The 15,042-nt window shown below is 71.6% G+C and carries 16 protein-coding genes; 7 read left to right on the forward strand and 9 right to left on the reverse strand.

The genetic code is table 11. The features are described from left to right. Positions 1 to 109: 109 nt before the first annotated feature. Positions 110 to 586, reverse strand: a complete 477-nt coding sequence (locus JIX56_RS22475; protein WP_257543002.1) for a MarR family winged helix-turn-helix transcriptional regulator — start codon at positions 584 to 586, stop codon at positions 110 to 112. A gap of 161 nt (positions 587 to 747) precedes the next feature. Here JIX56_RS22475 and JIX56_RS22480 point away from each other — a divergent pair, with 161 nt between their 5' ends. Both JIX56_RS22480 and JIX56_RS22485 read left to right on the forward strand, forming a co-directional pair. Further along, complete coding sequence (locus JIX56_RS22480) at positions 748 to 2,058, forward strand: cytochrome P450 (protein WP_257543003.1); 1,311 nt, start codon at positions 748 to 750, stop codon at positions 2,056 to 2,058. A gap of 23 nt (positions 2,059 to 2,081) precedes the next feature. Then, entirely contained in the window at positions 2,082 to 2,279 is a 198-nt protein-coding gene (locus JIX56_RS22485; protein WP_257551034.1) for a ferredoxin, read from the forward strand. A gap of 139 nt (positions 2,280 to 2,418) precedes the next feature. Here the strand turns inward: JIX56_RS22485 and JIX56_RS22490 are convergent, their stop codons facing one another. Continuing rightward, complete coding sequence (locus JIX56_RS22490; RefSeq protein ID WP_257543004.1) at positions 2,419 to 3,222, reverse strand: maleylpyruvate isomerase family mycothiol-dependent enzyme; 804 nt, start codon at positions 3,220 to 3,222, stop codon at positions 2,419 to 2,421. After that, entirely contained in the window at positions 3,219 to 3,833 is a 615-nt protein-coding gene (locus tag JIX56_RS22495; RefSeq protein ID WP_257543005.1) for a TetR/AcrR family transcriptional regulator, read from the reverse strand. Before JIX56_RS22495 ends, JIX56_RS22490 begins: the two co-directional genes overlap by 4 nt. A 72-nt stretch (positions 3,834 to 3,905) precedes the next feature. Between JIX56_RS22495 and JIX56_RS22500 the strand changes: the two genes are divergently transcribed. Beyond that, positions 3,906 to 4,694 (forward strand): SDR family NAD(P)-dependent oxidoreductase, encoded by a 789-nt coding sequence (locus JIX56_RS22500; protein ID WP_257543006.1) that lies wholly within the window; start codon positions 3,906 to 3,908, stop codon positions 4,692 to 4,694. A gap of 161 nt (positions 4,695 to 4,855) precedes the next feature. Next, positions 4,856 to 6,283 (forward strand): coniferyl aldehyde dehydrogenase, encoded by a 1,428-nt coding sequence (locus JIX56_RS22505; RefSeq protein WP_257543007.1) that lies wholly within the window; start codon positions 4,856 to 4,858, stop codon positions 6,281 to 6,283. Between the two features lie 130 nt (positions 6,284 to 6,413). Here JIX56_RS22505 and JIX56_RS22510 read toward each other — a convergent pair whose 3' ends face one another. Further along, positions 6,414 to 7,103 (reverse strand): TetR/AcrR family transcriptional regulator, encoded by a 690-nt coding sequence (locus JIX56_RS22510; protein ID WP_257543008.1) that lies wholly within the window; start codon positions 7,101 to 7,103, stop codon positions 6,414 to 6,416. 207 nt (positions 7,104 to 7,310) lie between these two features. Here JIX56_RS22510 and JIX56_RS22515 point away from each other — a divergent pair, with 207 nt between their 5' ends. Further along, complete coding sequence (locus JIX56_RS22515) at positions 7,311 to 8,489, forward strand: cytochrome P450 family protein (protein ID WP_257543009.1); 1,179 nt, start codon at positions 7,311 to 7,313, stop codon at positions 8,487 to 8,489. 152 nt (positions 8,490 to 8,641) lie between these two features. Further along, on the forward strand, positions 8,642 to 10,051 hold the full coding sequence (locus JIX56_RS22520; RefSeq protein WP_257543010.1) for an alpha/beta hydrolase: 1,410 nt from the start codon (positions 8,642 to 8,644) through the stop codon (positions 10,049 to 10,051). A 110-nt stretch (positions 10,052 to 10,161) separates the two neighbouring features. Here JIX56_RS22520 and JIX56_RS22525 read toward each other — a convergent pair whose 3' ends face one another. Together JIX56_RS22525 and JIX56_RS22530 are read right to left on the reverse strand one after the other, a co-directional pair. Next, on the reverse strand, positions 10,162 to 10,917 hold the full coding sequence (locus JIX56_RS22525) for a dienelactone hydrolase family protein (protein WP_257543011.1): 756 nt from the start codon (positions 10,915 to 10,917) through the stop codon (positions 10,162 to 10,164). 40 nt (positions 10,918 to 10,957) lie between these two features. Continuing rightward, a complete protein-coding gene (locus JIX56_RS22530) occupies positions 10,958 to 11,710 on the reverse strand; it encodes an NADPH-dependent F420 reductase (protein WP_257543012.1) in 753 nt (250 codons plus the stop codon). A 185-nt stretch (positions 11,711 to 11,895) separates the two neighbouring features. Between JIX56_RS22530 and JIX56_RS22535 the strand changes: the two genes are divergently transcribed. Beyond that, complete coding sequence (locus JIX56_RS22535; protein ID WP_257543013.1) at positions 11,896 to 12,486, forward strand: TetR/AcrR family transcriptional regulator; 591 nt, start codon at positions 11,896 to 11,898, stop codon at positions 12,484 to 12,486. A gap of 30 nt (positions 12,487 to 12,516) precedes the next feature. On the opposite strand, the gene JIX56_RS22540 is transcribed toward JIX56_RS22535, so the two are convergent. Genes JIX56_RS22540 through JIX56_RS22550 form a run of 3 tightly spaced genes read right to left on the reverse strand, consistent with a single transcriptional unit; the run spans position 12,517 to position 14,959 of the window. After that, positions 12,517 to 13,146: a hypothetical protein gene (locus JIX56_RS22540; protein ID WP_257543014.1), complete on the reverse strand. Its 630-nt coding sequence runs from the start codon at positions 13,144 to 13,146 to the stop codon at positions 12,517 to 12,519. Positions 13,147 to 13,191: 45 nt separating this feature from the next. Further along, positions 13,192 to 14,655 carry a purple acid phosphatase family protein gene (locus JIX56_RS22545; protein WP_257543015.1) on the reverse strand — a complete coding sequence of 488 codons (1,464 nt, stop codon included), beginning with the start codon at positions 14,653 to 14,655 and terminating at the stop codon, positions 13,192 to 13,194. 1 nt (position 14,656) lies between these two features. Beyond that, positions 14,657 to 14,959 (reverse strand): hypothetical protein, encoded by a 303-nt coding sequence (locus JIX56_RS22550; RefSeq protein ID WP_257543016.1) that lies wholly within the window; start codon positions 14,957 to 14,959, stop codon positions 14,657 to 14,659. Between the last annotated feature and the right edge of the window lie 83 nt (positions 14,960 to 15,042).

Here is a 15,042-nt window from a genome sequence, read left to right on the forward strand (position 1 = left end):
GGACTGACCGGCGTACGCGGGCTTACGACCGTAGGGGGCTGACCGTCATCCGGCGGTCAGCCCTCTCCCATCCCGCAGGCGTCGTCGCTGCTGCTGTTGTTGTCAGCGTTCACCGGCCATCGGCCATCGGCCGTGGCCAGGAACGTCCGCTGGCGCGTTCGATGTCGGTGTTGAACTGCTCCAGGTCGGCGACGAAGCGCTGGAGGCGTTCGGCGGGCCAGTCGGCGATGACGCCGGTCAGGCCGGTGACGAACTCCTCGCGCTGCTCGGCGAGGCGCGCGGAGCCCTTGTCGGTGATGCGGAACTTGCGGGCCACTCCCCCGTCGGGGTCGAGGGTCCGCTCCACCAGGCCGTCGCGCAGAAGCGCCGAGGTCTGCCGGGTGAACGTGGACGCGGCGAACCCGAACGCCTCCACGAAGTCCGGGATGGACATGGGCCCTTGGGCCTCGAGTCTGCTGAGCAGGACGTAGGCGCTGCGGTCCAGGGCCCCGCCGTCGCGGACGCCTCGGGGCGTCGACGTCTCGCGGTTCCGCGTCAGGATCAGCAGCTCCCGCTCGATGCGCTCCCCCGCCTCTCGGGCATCCACGCCGGTCTCCTCCTGTCTGCCTGGCCTCCATGGGCCCCTCACCCTACGTCGAATTTGCGCCATGCATAGAGAGTGCATGATGCACCGTTGATGCACGATGCACTACCTGTGTAGCGTGCATTCCCGTCTCCCTCCCCTCCCCCACATAAGGAGATACAGAGATGGGCCAGGTCGAAACGAGCCAAGACGGAACAACCCGCACCAACCAGACCAAGCCGGACAGGGGTCATCGCACCGAATCGGGCGGGGACGCCGATGTCGTCCGGCTGCCGATGCCGAGCGCCGGCCCCCTGGACCCGCCCGCCGCATGGGAACGGCTGCGGGCGAAGTGCCCGGTGGCCACGGTGGAGTTGCCGAGCGGCGACCGGGCGAAGTTCGTGAGCCGTTACGACGACGTCCGCGCCCTCCTGTCCGACCCCCGCTTCTCCCGTCCGCGCGCCGGGGACGACACCGCGCGGATCTCCGCCGACGGCTCGGGCGGCGTCGCGGCCGACGCGTCCTCCGAGTACGCGCTGGCGATCCCGGAGACCGGCGAGCCGCATCTGCGCTGGCGGCGCCAGGTGGGCCGGTACTTCACCGCGAAACGCATGGCGGCCCTGCGCCCCGGTATGGCGGAGATCGCTGAGACCCTGCTCGACGAGATGATCGAGCGCGGACAGCCCGGCGACCTCAAGGCCGCCCTCGGCTTCCCGCTCCCGGTCTACGTCATCTGCGATCTGCTCGGCGCGCCGGCCGAGGACCGCGACCGCTTCTCGCACTGGTCGGACGCGTTCCTGAACGTCAGCCGTTTCTCGAAGGAGGAGACGGGGGCGGCGTTCACCGAGTTCGCGCGGTACATGGCCGAACTCGTCGCGGCGAAGCGGACCGAGCCGGGCGAGGACCTGCTCAGCATGCTGATCGTGGAGAGCGCCGCGCTGCCGGAGGCCGAACGGCTCACCGACGACGAACTCCTCGCCACCGGCATGGGGTTGCTGGTCGCCGGCCACGAGACCACCGCGAACATGATCGGCAAGATGGTCGCGCTGCTGCTGGCCGACCGCGGCCGCTGGGAGCAGTTGCTCGCCGACCCGTCCCTCGTCCGTACGGCGGTCGAGGAGGTACTCCGCTTCGACGCCAACCTCGGCGGCTTCGGGATGCGGCGCTATCTGAGCGAGGACGTCGACCTCGACGGGGAGCTGCTGCCCAGCGGCACCACCGTGTTCTGCGGTATGTCCGCCGCCAACCGTGACGAGCGGGTCTTCACCGCCGCCGACGAGATGGACCTCACCCGCAGCCCCAACCCCCACCTCACCTTCGGCGCCGGCCCCCACTCCTGCCTCGGCCAGGCCCTCGCCCGCACCGAGCTCCAGGTCGTCCTGGAAGTCCTCCTCCGCAAACTCCCCACCCTCGAACTCGCCGTCCCCGCCGATGAGTTGCGCAAGGTCGAGGGCCTCCTCGTGGGCGGCCTGCGCGAGGTCCCGGTGCGCTGGTGACGAAGGGAGGCACCATGAAGGTCCTGAAGGTCCACGTCGACGAGGCGAAGTGCTGCGGCGCCGGCCAGTGCGTCCTCATCGCCCCCGAAGTCTTCGACCAACGCGACGAGGACGGCATCGTCGTACTCCTCGACGCGGAACCCACCCCACCGCACCACCCGGCCGTCCGCGAGGCGGCGGCGGTCTGCCCGGCCGCGGCGATCACGCTGGACGGGGAGTGAGGGTCCTGGGCAAGTAGCCTCGCGCAACGGAGAACCTGCTCGAAGCCGTGGCACCCCGGCCGGAACTTGCCGCCACGAAAAGCAGCGAACAAGCGGTCCGGGGCTGCCTCGGAGGCGAGGCGGGCTTCCCGTGCGCCGGTCAGATGACGTTGACGGCGTCGAGGAAGCGGGCGGCGAGTTCCGTGTCGCCCGTGACCGTCACGTCGCTGTCGCGCCAGGACGACCGCTGTGTGCCCCAGTCGGGGAAGGTCAGCGCGGGGGCGGTGACGTGCGCGGCGACCTTGCCGTTCGATGGAGCCAGGGCGCCTGCCTCGTCGATCCACCAGGTCCCGCCGCCGGGGCCGGTGAGGGTCAGTGCGACGCGGGCGTCGAGCCCGGCGACCGGCGCCTGCGCGACCTGATTGCCGAGTACGGCGATCATCCACGTCAGGACCGCGCGCATGCGGTCCGCGTCGGTGGGCGGTGCGGGCCGGCCGAGGGCGGGGGCCATGTCGTGGCGCAGGTGGGTGTGATGGTCGAAGACGAGTGCTCCGCTGATCAACAGAGCCAGGGGGTGGCGGCCGAGTTCGGCCAGCGGTACCCGTACTCGGGCGGCGGGCGTGCGTCTGACGACGTCGAGGAGGGTGGTGGCTCGGCGGCCGGCGCGCTGGTACTCGGCCATCACCTTGGCGCGGCTCCAGTGGCGCCGCCGGTCGACGGGGTCTTCGTTCACCTGCTCGAGGCTGGCGGCGAAGACCGTGCGCACTCCCGAGGGCATGTAGAAGCTGCGCGCGGTGGCACCGATGTGGGCGACGACGTCGGCGATGCGCCAGCCGGCTGCGGCGCTGGGCGCGGTCCATTCGTCGTCGGTGAGGCCGCTGGTGAAGTTCAGCATCTCGGCGCGTTCGGCGCGCAGGGCGGCGGCCATGTTCGGCAGGTCGGCGGGGGGCAGGCGCTTGCTCATGTCGTTGTCTTCTCTGGTGGTGAGGCGGGGCGGCGGATGGCCTGTACGGCGGCGTCGTAGAGGTCGAAGTGGTCGGCCTGTCCGCCCAGGCGCATCCACTCTTCTGTGGCTGCCTGGAGGCAGGTGATCGCCGCGGCCGAGATCGCGCGGGCCTGCAGGGCCCGGTGGTCGGAGTCGGGCAGTCGCGGCTCGATCAACGGTGCGAACAGGTCTTGCCAGCGGGCCTGCTTCTCGGCGTGGCCGGCGCGCAGGGATTCATTGCCGAACAGCAGCGTGATCATCTCGAGCCGGCGCTCGGCGGTGAGGTCGATCTCCTCCAGCACCTGGAACGCCGCACGCAGCGACGCCCACGGGTCCTCGTCGGCCGGGCGCTCGGCGAGCCGTGCGGCGATCAGTTCCCCCTGCTCGGACAGGCCGTTGAGCGCGAGGTCCTCCTTGTTGCGGAAGTAGTTGAACAGGGTCCGTTTGGAGACACCCGCCGCGGCGGCGATCTCGTCGAGTGTCGTGTCGTCGTATCCCTTGGCGGCGAACAGTTCGAGGGCGGTCCGGGCGAGGAGCGCGCGAACCATCGAGCGGGTCTGCTCCCGAAGGGGTGTCGGTTTCTGAGCCATGCACCGATGGTACATCTCTTCACGAGATGTAATTCCTTGCACTCAGTGCAAGAGCGTGCGTAGAGTGCAGCCATGAGCAAAATCGACTATCGCCGCCAGACCGTCATCGTCACCGGAGCCAGCTCCGGGCTCGGCGCGGAATTCGCCCGCCAGCTGGCCCGTCGCGGCGCGGATCTCGTACTCGTCGCCCGCCGCGCGGACCGGCTCAAGGACCTGGCCGACGAACTCACCCGCGCCCACGGCGTCACGGTGACCGTCGTCGCCCGCGACCTCGGCCTGCCCGACGCCGGCCGCACCCTGCGCGCCGAACTCGAATCCCGCGGCATCCACGCCACCGGCCTCGTCAACAACGCCGGCTTCGCCACCCACAACGCCCTCACCGACGAGGACCCGGACCGCCTGCAGAGCATGATCGCGCTGAACGTCAGCGCGCTGGTCGACCTCAGCCGCGCCTACATCGGCCCGCTGGCCTCCGCCGACACCGGCGTCCTGATCAACGTCGCGAGCCTGCTGGGCTTCCAGCCGACCCCGTACCTGAGCGTCTACGGCGCCACCAAGGCCTTCGTCCTCAGCTTCACCGAATCGCTGTGGGAGGAGACCCACGACACCGGCCTACGCGTCCTCGCCGTGTGCCCCGGCGCCACGAAGACCGAGTTCTACGACGTCGCCGGCAGCCAGCAGGCCGACTACGGCACGAAGCGAGCCACCCCCGAGCACGTCGTCAAGATGGCCCTGGACACGCTCGACCGCCGCTCCGCGCCCCCGTCGGTGATCACCAACGGCCGCCCGCTCGCCCTCGTCAGCAAGTTCCTGCCGCGCCGCGTGACGGTCCGGTTCATGGGCCGGATGGCCCGCCGCTAGCCGGCACTGCTCCTCCGCCGCCCTCACCAGAGCAGTCGCCCCGACCAGCAGCGGTCGCCGTCACCAGCAGCAGTCGCCCCCACCAGCAGCAGTCGCCGTCACCAGCAGCAGTCGCCGTCACCAGCAGCAGTCGCCGTCACCAGCAGCAAAGGACCACCATCATGACCATCACGGAAGTCACACCACAGCCCACGGACGCGGAGCGCTTCGGTCGCATCCTCGCTGTTCAGCGCGCTGCCCATCTCCGCGACGGAGCGCCCTCACTGGCGGCGCGGCGCAGCGATCTGAGCAGGCTCAAGGCGGCACTGATCGCCCGGCGGAGCGTCATCGAGGAGGCGATCAACACCGACTTCGGAAACCGCTCGCGCCACGAGACCGCGATGATGGAGCTCGGTGGCGTCGTCCAGGGCATCGACTACCTGGAGCGCAATCTCCGTCGATTCATGCGCCCGACCGGCCGCCACACCGCCTGGCACATGCGTTTCGGCACCAACCGCATCGAATACCAGCCGCTCGGAGTGGTCGGGGTCATCTCACCGTGGAACTATCCCGTCAACCTGTCGCTGATGCCGGTCGTCACCGCGATCGCCGCCGGCAACCGCGTCATGCTCAAACCGTCGAAGTTCACCCCGGCGACGAACACCGTGCTCGCGTCGATGCTGAGCGAGGTCTTCGCACAAGAGCAGGTCACGATCGTCAGCGGCGACGGCAGCGCGTTCTCCTCCCTGCCCTTCGACCATCTCGTCTTCACCGGCAGCACCGAGGTAGGACGAGCCGTGATGAAGGCGGCGAGCGAGCACCTCGTCCCCGTCACGCTGGAACTGGGCGGCAAGTCCCCGACCATCGTCGCCAAGGGACACGTAACCGACCGGACCGTGTCCGACATCGTCTTCGGCAAACTCCTCAGCGGCGGGCAGACCTGCATCGCCCCCGACTACGCCCTGGTGCACGAATCCGAGATCGACACCTTCGTCGACAGCTACGACAGGCTGGCGAAGGCCGCCTACCCCGACGGTCCGACCAGCAAGGACTACACCTCGATCATCAACGACAAGCAGTACGCGATCCTCACCGACCTGATCGAAGACGCCCGTAACCACGGGGCGCGGATCATCGAGGTCGGTCACCGACCGGGCGAGGCCGCCCACCGCCCGCACACCCTCGCACCGACCGTCGTGCTCGGCGTCACCGACGAGATGCGCATCGCCCACGAGGAGATCTTCGGCCCCATCCTCCCGGTCTTCCCCTACCGCGACATCGACGACGCCATCGACCACGTCAACGCACGGCCCCGACCGCTCGCCCTCTACTACTTCGGCAGCAACGACACCGACCGCCGCAAGGTCCTCGACCGCACGACCTCCGGCAACGTCACCGTCAACGGCACCATCATGCACGTCGGACAGGACGACCTTCCCTTCGGCGGCGTCGGCGCCAGCGGCATGGGCCAGTACCACGGCGTCGAGGGCTTCCGAACGCTCAGCCACCCCAAGGGCATCTTCGTGCAAGGCCACTGGAACGCCGCCCGTCTCCTGTACGCCCCCTTCAGCAAGCGCACCGACGCCCTTCTCAACTTCTTCCTTCGATAGTTCGACAACCGGAGGGGAAGGCGTCCTCGCCGATGAGGCCGAGGGACTCGGCGATGACGGCCTTGACGCCGAGGAGATGGCTACCGGCGGGCTACCTGGTCCCTGGTGTCCGGGCCAGGACTACAGGGCCCTATCCCCTCGTCCCCCGATGAGATCCCAACGCCTCCAGTACGTCACCGAGTTGGGCGGCGGTGAGGGCGGGCCCGGGCAAGGGCGGGGGCGGGGACGTAGGTCCGGGTGGGCGGAGGCTGTCGAGGAGGAGGGTCAGGGGGCGGCGCCAGGCGTCGGGGGCGGTCGCGGCGGTGAGGGCCGGGACGGCTCGGCCGAGGGCGGCGAGGGCGAAGAGGACGTCCTCGGTGGTGACGTCGGGGCGGACGGTGCCCTCGTCGCGGCCGCGCGCCAGCAGCTGGTCGAGGGTCCGCCGGTTGTGCTCGTGCACGTCCTCCAGGACGTCGACACCCCGCATGTGCGTGGTCATGAGGTCGTTCGTGCCGCGGTCGGCGGCCAGCGTGCCGAAGACCGTCCCGAGGTATTCGTTGAGCCCGGTCCAGGCGTCCGGCGCGTTCCGGACGCGCTCCCCGACGGCCATCGTGTCCGTGAGCTGGTCGTGGAAGACGGCGTCGATGAGGGTGGCGCGGCTCGGGAAGTGCCGGTAGAGCGTCGCGTTCCCCACTCCCGCCCGGCGGGCGATCACATCCAGCGGCGCGTCGAGCCCCTGCTCGGTGAACACCTCATGGGCCGCCGCCACCAGCAGCTCCCAGTTGCGCTGCGCGTCGCGCCGCCGTGGCGGCGGTGTCGCGCGGTCCGCACCGACGGTCATGCTCATCCTCCGTGCTCATGCTCCGCGCCCGTCCTCCGCGCCCGTCCTCGGCGCTCACGCTCAGAGCTCACGCTCAGAGCTCACGCTCCGCGACAAACGGGGACTGCTCCCCGGCGCCGATGCCCCGATGTTATCGTCGAACCAGAAAACGGGGAGAGCTCCCCACATAGCATCGAGAACCGCGAACCGAAAGGCGGCGAACAGGCCATGCGAGCACCCACGCTGGACGAACTGGCCCCCGACGGCCACGACTTCGCGACCGACCCCCACGCCGTCTACGCGGCCCTGCGCGCGAAGGGCCCCGTGCACCGGGTGCACCTCCCGCAGACGGGTGACTGCTGGCTGGTCGTGAGCCGGGACGCCGCCCGGGCCGCGCTGACGGACTCCCGGCTGAGCAACGACATCCGCCACTCCGCCTGGGAGACGGACGGCGGCAACGCGATCGGCGTCAACATGCTCCAGAGCGACCCGCCCCAGCACACCCGGCTGCGCCAGTCGGTCGCCGCGCACTTCACCCCCGCCCGGACGGCGTCCTTACGCCCCCGGATCGAGGACATAGCGACGGCCCTGCTGTCGGAACTGCCCGCTCAGGGCACGGCCGACCTGGTGAGCCGGTACGCGCTGCCGCTCCCCGTGGCGGTGATCTGCGAGATCCTGGGCGTCCCCGACACCGACCGGAACGTCTTCCACGACTGGTCGACGGAACTGGTGATGCCGACGTCACCGGAAGCGACGGCAGGCGCGGCCGCGGCCCTCACGGACTACCTCACGAACCTGATAGCCCGCAAACGCGCCACCCCCGACGACACCCTGCTGAGCGAGCTGACGGCCACGGACCCGGACGCCCTCTCCTCCGAGGAACTCCTCGGCATGGCCTTCCTCATCCTCGTCGCGGGCCACGAGACGACGGTCAACCTCATCTCGGCGACCGTCCACAGCCTGCTGACCCACCCCGACCAACTGGCGGCCCTCCGCGCGGACTTCACCCTGACCGGCGCGGCGACAGAGGAATCCCTCCGCTACAACTCCCCGGTCCAGGCCACGGTGCTGCGCTTCGCCGCCGAACCCCTGATCCTCGCGGACACCCCGATCTCCCCCGGCGACGCCGTCCAGGTCTCCCTGGCCGCGGCCTCCCGCGACCCTCTCCACTTCCCGTCCCCCGACCGCTTCGACCTCACCCGCCGCCCCAACTCCCACCTCGCCTTCGGCCACGGCCTCCACCACTGCCTGGGCGCCCCCCTCGCCCGCACCGAGGCCACCATCGCCCTACGCCTCCTCCTCCAACACCACCCCCACCTCACCTTCGCCACCACCCCCACCACCCTCACCTGGCGAACCAGCACCCTCCTGAGGGGCCTGCCGGAACTGCCGGTCCGGCTGGGGTGATCCGTCTGGGACCGCCTGGGGTGATCCGCCTGTGGTGATCCGTCCGGAGCGATCCGTCCTGGACGTCAGACCCTGGTGACAGACCGGCCCGCACTCCGGGAGAAGCTTGGGCAAGTGTCGTAACCCCCCAACTCCCAAGGAGACGACCGAAGATGACGAAGCGGCCGGCGCGTAGAGCGGTGTTGAGTGGTGGGCTGGCCGGAGGGCTGGCTCTGGTGGGGGCAGGGGCGGGAGGTGGGCCTGCCTGGGCGGCCGAGGTCGGGCGGGGGTCTGGTGAGGCGGCCGGGGTGGAGGCCTATGTGCCGGTCGCCGTGGGGGCCGGGGGTGGGCCCGTCGGGAGTGATCGGGTGCATGTGCTCACGGTGGGGCCTCGGGATGCGGGGACCGTCCTGGTGCTGGTGCCGGGGATGTTCGGGGCGGCCAATGACTTTCGGCTGATGGCCCGGGATCTGGTCGCGCGGGTGCCGGGGGTGCAGGTGTGGGCCGTGGACCGGCGGGAGGAGAATCTGGCCGACCGGACGGGGTTCGGGGGCACGGCCGACCCGGTGGGGTACTACCTCGACGGGCGGTATCGGGCGTGGGAGCCGGCCGAGGCGGGGTTCTTCGGGGCGTGGGGGCTGGAGCGGGCCCTCGAAGATCTGCGATGTGTCGTGCTGGCCGCTCGGGGCGGTGGGCGGCGGCGGGTCGTGCTCGGAGGGCATTCCTGGGGTGCGACCAGTGCGTTGGCGTATGCGGCCTGGGATTTCGCGGGACGGGCCGGATATCGGGATCTCGCCGGGCTGGCGGTCCTCGACGGGGGTGTGCGCGGGGCGTTCGAGGGGACCGGGACGCCCGTGCGGGACTCGCCGGAGGAGGTGCGGGAGCGGCTCGCGGCGATCGCCGGCGGGCAGGTCTTCGACATGACGCTCAGCGGGGTCGGGCTGGGCGGCCGGGCGGAGAGTACGCAGATCTGGTACCAGCTCGCCGGGTGGTACGCCCATCACGACCCCGAGGGGCGGTCCGTGCTCCAGGAGCGGGTGCCCGAGGCGCTGCGGGTGCCGTTCCCGGTGACCAACGCCGCGCTGCTGGGGACCTTCGTCGACGCCGGGTTCGGCTGGCCCAACGACATCAGCGTCCACTCCGGGCACCTCGCCGCCGAGGCGGACGGCAGTGGCGTACGGGGGTGGGTCGACGACGGGATCACGCCCATCGGGCGGGTCGCCGAGGCGTACGCGGGGCCCGTGCCGGGGGTGTGGGAGTGGTACTGGCCCGCCCGGCTGTCCGTGGATCTGGATGTGAGCGACGTCTACGCCGACACCGATCTCGCCCGTTCCCTCGGGCTGCGGCTGCGGCACGCCGCCGGGCTCGACATCCCGCTGTACGCCTTCCAGACCAGCTACTCCCAGGGGACCGTCGTCGAGGGCGCCCGGCGGGTCGTCGCCGAGTCCCGTATCCCGTACGCCGTCCACGAGACCGACGAGGGCATGAACCACCTCGACCCGCTCTTCGCCGCCACGGAGCACAACACGGCCACGCGCACGCTGGCGGAGTTCGTGGGGCGGGTGGTGACCGGGGTCCGCTGACATCCTCGGGGCCGTGCACGGCAGCACCCACCGCGTGCACGGCCCGGCCCGCAAACACCGCCCGCCCCGCCCGCCCCGTGAGCCCTGCCCGACCCGCCCGCCCCTTCGACTCAGAGGTTGCGCGCCAGCAGATCCAGCAGCGCGGCCCAGTGGCGTTCCGTCGCCTCGGGGCTGTGCATGGCCGTGTCGGCCTGGGTGAAGCCGTGGTGGGCGCCCGCGTAGACCTCGGCGCGGTGGCGGACGCCGGCCGCGGTGAGGGCCTTGTCGAGGCGGTCGATCTGGTCGGCGGGGTTGGTGGAGTCGTTGTCGGCGTGGCCGAAGTACAGCTCGGCGGTGATGCGGTCGGCGAGCAGATGGGGGCTGTCCGGCGCGTCGGTGGCGAGGTGCGCGCCGTGGAAGCCGGCCGCCGCGGCCACCCGCTCCGGGTACGTCCCGGCCGTCCGCAGTGCCAGGCCCGCGCCCACGCAGTAGCCGGTGATGCCCACCGGGCCGCCGTTCGTCAGGGGCGAGGCCGCCAGCCAGTCCAGGTAGACACCGGCGTCCCGCATGGCCGCGTCCGGCGTCAGGCCCCGCATCGCCGGGCGGATCCGCTCGATGATCTCCGGCCGCTCCGCCGGGTTGATGAAGTCGGGCAGCTCCACCAGGGGCGCCCGCCCGCTGCGGTACATCACGTTCGGCAGCAGGACGACATGGCCGGCCGCCGCCAGCCGCTCCGCCATCCCCTTCAGATGCCCGCGCACCCCGAACGCGTCCATGTAGAGCAGGACGGCGGGGTGCGGGCCGTCGCCGGCCGGGTGGAAGACGTGCGCGTCGACGGTTCCGTCGGGGGTCGGGATGTCCGTCGGGGAGGTGAGTACGGAGGTCATGGGCTCTCCTTGCATGGGGGAATCAGGAAACGGTCGCGGCTCAGTCCCTGGAGAGGGCCATGCGGGAGCCGCCCGCCTCGCCCCGGACGGCCGTGTCGGTCAGTTCCCTCACCCGGGCGGCCGGGACCGGGACACCGGGGGTCTCGAAGAACCAGCGCCCCGCCTCCTCCTGGCTGAGCCCGGCCGGCCGTGCCGCCAGGTACGGCTCGACGTAGACGGGTGTGCCCGGCTCGCTGCGCCAGCTGTCGGAGAGAGGGCCGATGTCGACCGCGTCGTAGCCGAGGGCGTCGAGGAGGCGGGTCACCTCCGCCTTGGCGGTCGCGTGGTCGCCCGCGATCGGCAGGGCGCTGCGGTCGGCGGCACCGGCGGGCCGGGCGCTGGTGAACAGCCGCCGGAAGTCGATGTTGTTGAACGCCTTGACCACGTACGAGTCGGCCAGATGCCGCTGCACCAGGGCGCTGGAGGTCACCTCGGCCCCGTCCAGCTCGGCTAGGCGACCGTCGCGCTCCGGGTAGTAGTTCATGGTGTCGATCACCGTCCGCCCGGCCAGGTCGGCGGCGGAGAGCCGCGCGTAGGCGTGCAGCGGGATCGTCGCGACGACCAGGTCGCCGGCCCGGGCGGCTTCGGCGGGGGTGGCGGCGCGGGCCCGCTCGCCGAGTTCACCGACCAGGTCGGCGAGGGTCTCGGGGCCGCGCGAGTTGCTCAGGACGACGTCCAGGCCGGCGGCGACGGCCAGCCGCGCCACCGCGCCGCCGATCATTCCGCTGCCGATGAGTCCGAGGGTCTTGGTCATGGGTCGGGCCTCCACAGGGGCGTGAGAGAGGGCAGGGGAAGGGCAGGCAAGGGCAGGAGAAAGGCAGGAGAAAGGCACGAGAAAGCAAGGCATGAAATGAAGTGCCGTGTGTGAAACTGAGTGTCACGCTAGCCATTGAGACACACACCCGCAAGCCAGGGTCGGCCGGGAGGTAACATTGAGGGGTGAGCGGAGCAGCGCGGACGAACACCAGGGACATCGCACGGGCCGCCGTACGGGCCGAACTCACCCAGGTTGCCTTCGAGTTGTTCCTTCGCGACGGCTTCGACAAGGTGACGCTCGACGATCTGGCGTCGGCCGCCGGGGTGTCCCGGAGCACCTTCCTGCGCTACTTCGGCACCAAGGAGGACGCCGTACTCGGCGCCTTCGACGCGCACGGCAACTGGGTCGCCGAGGCGCTGCGCGCCCGCCCCGCCGACGAGGACGACTGGACGGCGCTGCGGCGGGCGCTGGACACGGTCATCCAGCGGTACCACCAGGACCCGGCCGGTTCCCTCGCCACCACCCGGCTCGTCCGGGAGACCCCCGCGCTCTGCGCACGCCAGTTGGAGAAGCAGCACGGCTGGCGGCCCACGCTGGCCCGGGCCCTGGCCGAACGCCACGGCTCCTCGGGCTCCCCGAGCCTCGCCGACACCGTACGGGCCGCCGCCGCCCTCGACTGCCTCAACATCGCCCTCGACCACTGGACGGCCTCCGACGGCGACCTCGACCTCGTCGCCCTCCTGGACGAGGCCTTCGCGGCGCTCGCGCCGTAGGCGCGGCCGGGGCCGAAGGCGGGCCCTGCGTCAGGTGTAGACGATCGGGCAGCCCCGGCGGATCGAGTGCTGGGCGGCGCGCAGGAACAGGGCGACGTAGAAGGCCGTGTCGAGGTCGTCGGCCCACGGCCCCGGCCGGGTCGCCGCCAGTTCCTTCGCCTCTCCGTCCAGGAACCACATGGTCAGGTCGAGGTTGTCGCACAGCTGCGGGGTCTCGGGCGGAAGCTCGACGACCACCGCCAGCCGCTCCGCGAGCGCCAGTACCCGGGGAGCGCCGGCGACCAGAGTCGAATCCGTGTAGCCGGCCTCGACGTCCAGCCAGATGTCCTCGTCGAGCGACAACGGCACCAGGACCGTCCAGCCGCAGAGGGTTTCCGTCTCCTCGCGCGTGAGGTGGGCCTCGCACAGCCTGAGGAAGCCGTCCATCGGCGGGACCAGCTTCTCCTCGAAGGCCAGCCCCGAGCCACGGACGAATTCCGCCTCCTCGGGCACCGACTCATAGGCCGGGAGCCCCCGCCGCCCCAGCTCCTCGTTCAACGCCGAGGCGACGCGCCCCCAGCCGCCCTCGTCCTCGTCCTCGTCCTCGTCATGATCCGCACCCTCGCCCTCGATCCCACCGAACCATTCCTCCGCGCCGACGCTCACCAGATAGATGCCCATCCCCGGAACGTACTGCGCGGCACTGACAGTCCGGCCCGCCCGCGTTCAGCCGTGCGCTCCGACGCCGGACAGGTCATGGCGGCGCATGCTGTTGCGGTCGGTCACCGAGCGGCCGAGGGCGTGGTGCGGCCAGAGACCGCCGGCCGTGCGGCGGCTGCGTTCGACCCAGGCGCGGGCCGGGACGCTGCTGTTCTTGTAGTAGTTGAGGGCGTAGCCGCCGGTGTGGACGCGCAGGAGGCAGAAGCCGCCCGGATAGTCCTTGACCGCGCTGACCTCCTGCTGGGTGACGTGCGGGGCGCTGGTCAGGACCGTGCGCTTGTTGCGGTGGGTGTGGCCCGCGTGGTGGAGGAAGACGCCGGGGGCGGACGCGTACGCGTCGACGATCTCCCGGGCCTGGCGGCGGTCGAGGCGCTGGCCGCGCCCCATGGGGAAGACGGCGTCGCGCGTGGTCAGCGGGTGGTGGCCGAAGACGATGGTGGGCTGGTCCCGCTCTTCCCTCAACTTGGCCCGGAACCAGGCGAGTTGCTCGGCGCCGAGGCCGCCTGCGTCGCCCCCGTTGCCGTCCTTCTCGTAGGTGTCGAGGCCGATCAGGCGCAGCCCGCCCAGGTCGCGGGCGAAGTAGCCGGGCCCGTCACCGCCGCCCAGGAACCCGTCGCGGAAGGCGTCGTCGGGGTGGCGCGGGCGGTCGTGGTTGCCGCGTACGACGAAGTAGTCCCGCCCGTGGGTGCCGAAACCGTCCAGGATGCGGCGGGCCTCGGCCAGGTCGCGGGGCGCGCCGGCGGCCGAGATGTCCCCGGCGGCCAGCAGCAGGTCCGCCCCGCGCCGCTGGGCCTCCTCGATCATGGCCCGGCTCATGATCTCCGGGTACGGGGCGAGACCGGGCGGCTGCGAGACCCCGCGCAGCATCGGCACGCCGGCCACCAGGCCCGCGGTGGTCTCGCCGAGGTGCAGGTCGTTGCAGAGCGCGAGGGAGACGAGGTGGCGGCCGGGGGGCGGCTGCGGGGTGGTGAAGGAGTACGGCCCCCCGTGCGAGCCCAGGCCGTGGAGCGAGGTGCCCACGGCGTTGCCCCGGACCAGGTGCAGGGGGGTCGGTGTGGCGGCCCGGCCGCGCGAACGGGCCTGGTAGTAGTACGTCTGGCCCGGTTCCAGGTCCGTGAGTTCCACGTAGTGGTGGGCGGTGGGGTGGTCCTCTGCCGCGGTGCGGTCGAGGTGGGCCGGGTGGGTGCCGTAGACGACCTCGCCCTCGGTGACGGCGGGGAGCAGGTGACCGAAGCCGTCGTCGGTGCCGGGCACGGCGGTGTACCAGGTGATGACGGCGCTGTTCTCCGTGAGGGTGACCAGTTCCAGGTGGAGGGCCGTCACGGTGTCGGGGTGGGTACGGCGTTCCCGGCGCGCGGCGAGTGCTGAGCGGAGCACGGCCGGGGTGAGGAGCGCGCCGGAGCGGAGGAGGTCGGCGGGGGCGGGGAGCGCCGCCAGGGCGGCGAGGGGAGCGGAGAGGCAGCAGCGCATGTCAGGACCGTGCCCGCGGCCCGTTAACGCCGGCCATGGTGCCGATGGCGACAGCACGGCCACCGGCCTTACCGCCGGAGGCGGCACGGACGGCGGGCTCATCGCCGGAGGCGGCACGGACGGCGGGCTCATCGCCGGAGGCGGCACGGACGGCGGCCTCACCGCCGGAGGCGGCACGGACGGCGGCCTCACCGCCGGAGGCGGCACGGACGGCGGCCTCACCGCCGGAGGCGGCACGGATGGCGGGCTCATCGCCGGAGGCGGCACGGAGGAGCGACCGCATCCCACTGTCGTGTTCCGTCACGCGTCTCACCTCCCGACAGCCAAGGGTGTAGCAGGCTACACCTCCGTTCCGGGAGGGCACTCCCTCGTGGCGGCGGCCGCCGA

It is taken from the genome of Streptomyces sp. CA-210063 (assembly GCF_024612015.1).
GTDB lineage: Bacteria > Actinomycetota > Actinomycetes > Streptomycetales > Streptomycetaceae > Streptomyces.

Bases quoted from the DNA above. Each gene is read 5' to 3' on its own strand.
- JIX56_RS22545 (WP_257543015.1), bottom strand. From the start codon at position 14,655: ATGCGCTGCTGCCTCTCCGCTCCCCTCGCCGCCCTGGCGGCGCTCCCC.
- JIX56_RS22510 (WP_257543008.1), bottom strand. From the start codon at position 7,103: ATGACCGTCGGTGCGGACCGCGCGACACCGCCGCCACGGCGGCGCGAC.
- JIX56_RS22520 (WP_257543010.1), top strand. From the start codon at position 8,642: ATGACGAAGCGGCCGGCGCGTAGAGCGGTGTTGAGTGGTGGGCTGGCC.
- JIX56_RS22480 (WP_257543003.1), top strand. From the start codon at position 748: ATGGGCCAGGTCGAAACGAGCCAAGACGGAACAACCCGCACCAACCAG.
- JIX56_RS22540 (WP_257543014.1), bottom strand. From the start codon at position 13,146: ATGGGCATCTATCTGGTGAGCGTCGGCGCGGAGGAATGGTTCGGTGGG.
- JIX56_RS22495 (WP_257543005.1), bottom strand. From the start codon at position 3,833: ATGGCTCAGAAACCGACACCCCTTCGGGAGCAGACCCGCTCGATGGTT.
- JIX56_RS22490 (WP_257543004.1), bottom strand. From the start codon at position 3,222: ATGAGCAAGCGCCTGCCCCCCGCCGACCTGCCGAACATGGCCGCCGCC.
- JIX56_RS22525 (WP_257543011.1), bottom strand. From the start codon at position 10,917: ATGACCTCCGTACTCACCTCCCCGACGGACATCCCGACCCCCGACGGA.
- JIX56_RS22500 (WP_257543006.1), top strand. From the start codon at position 3,906: ATGAGCAAAATCGACTATCGCCGCCAGACCGTCATCGTCACCGGAGCC.
- JIX56_RS22505 (WP_257543007.1), top strand. From the start codon at position 4,856: ATGACCATCACGGAAGTCACACCACAGCCCACGGACGCGGAGCGCTTC.
- JIX56_RS22515 (WP_257543009.1), top strand. From the start codon at position 7,311: ATGCGAGCACCCACGCTGGACGAACTGGCCCCCGACGGCCACGACTTC.
- JIX56_RS22530 (WP_257543012.1), bottom strand. From the start codon at position 11,710: ATGACCAAGACCCTCGGACTCATCGGCAGCGGAATGATCGGCGGCGCG.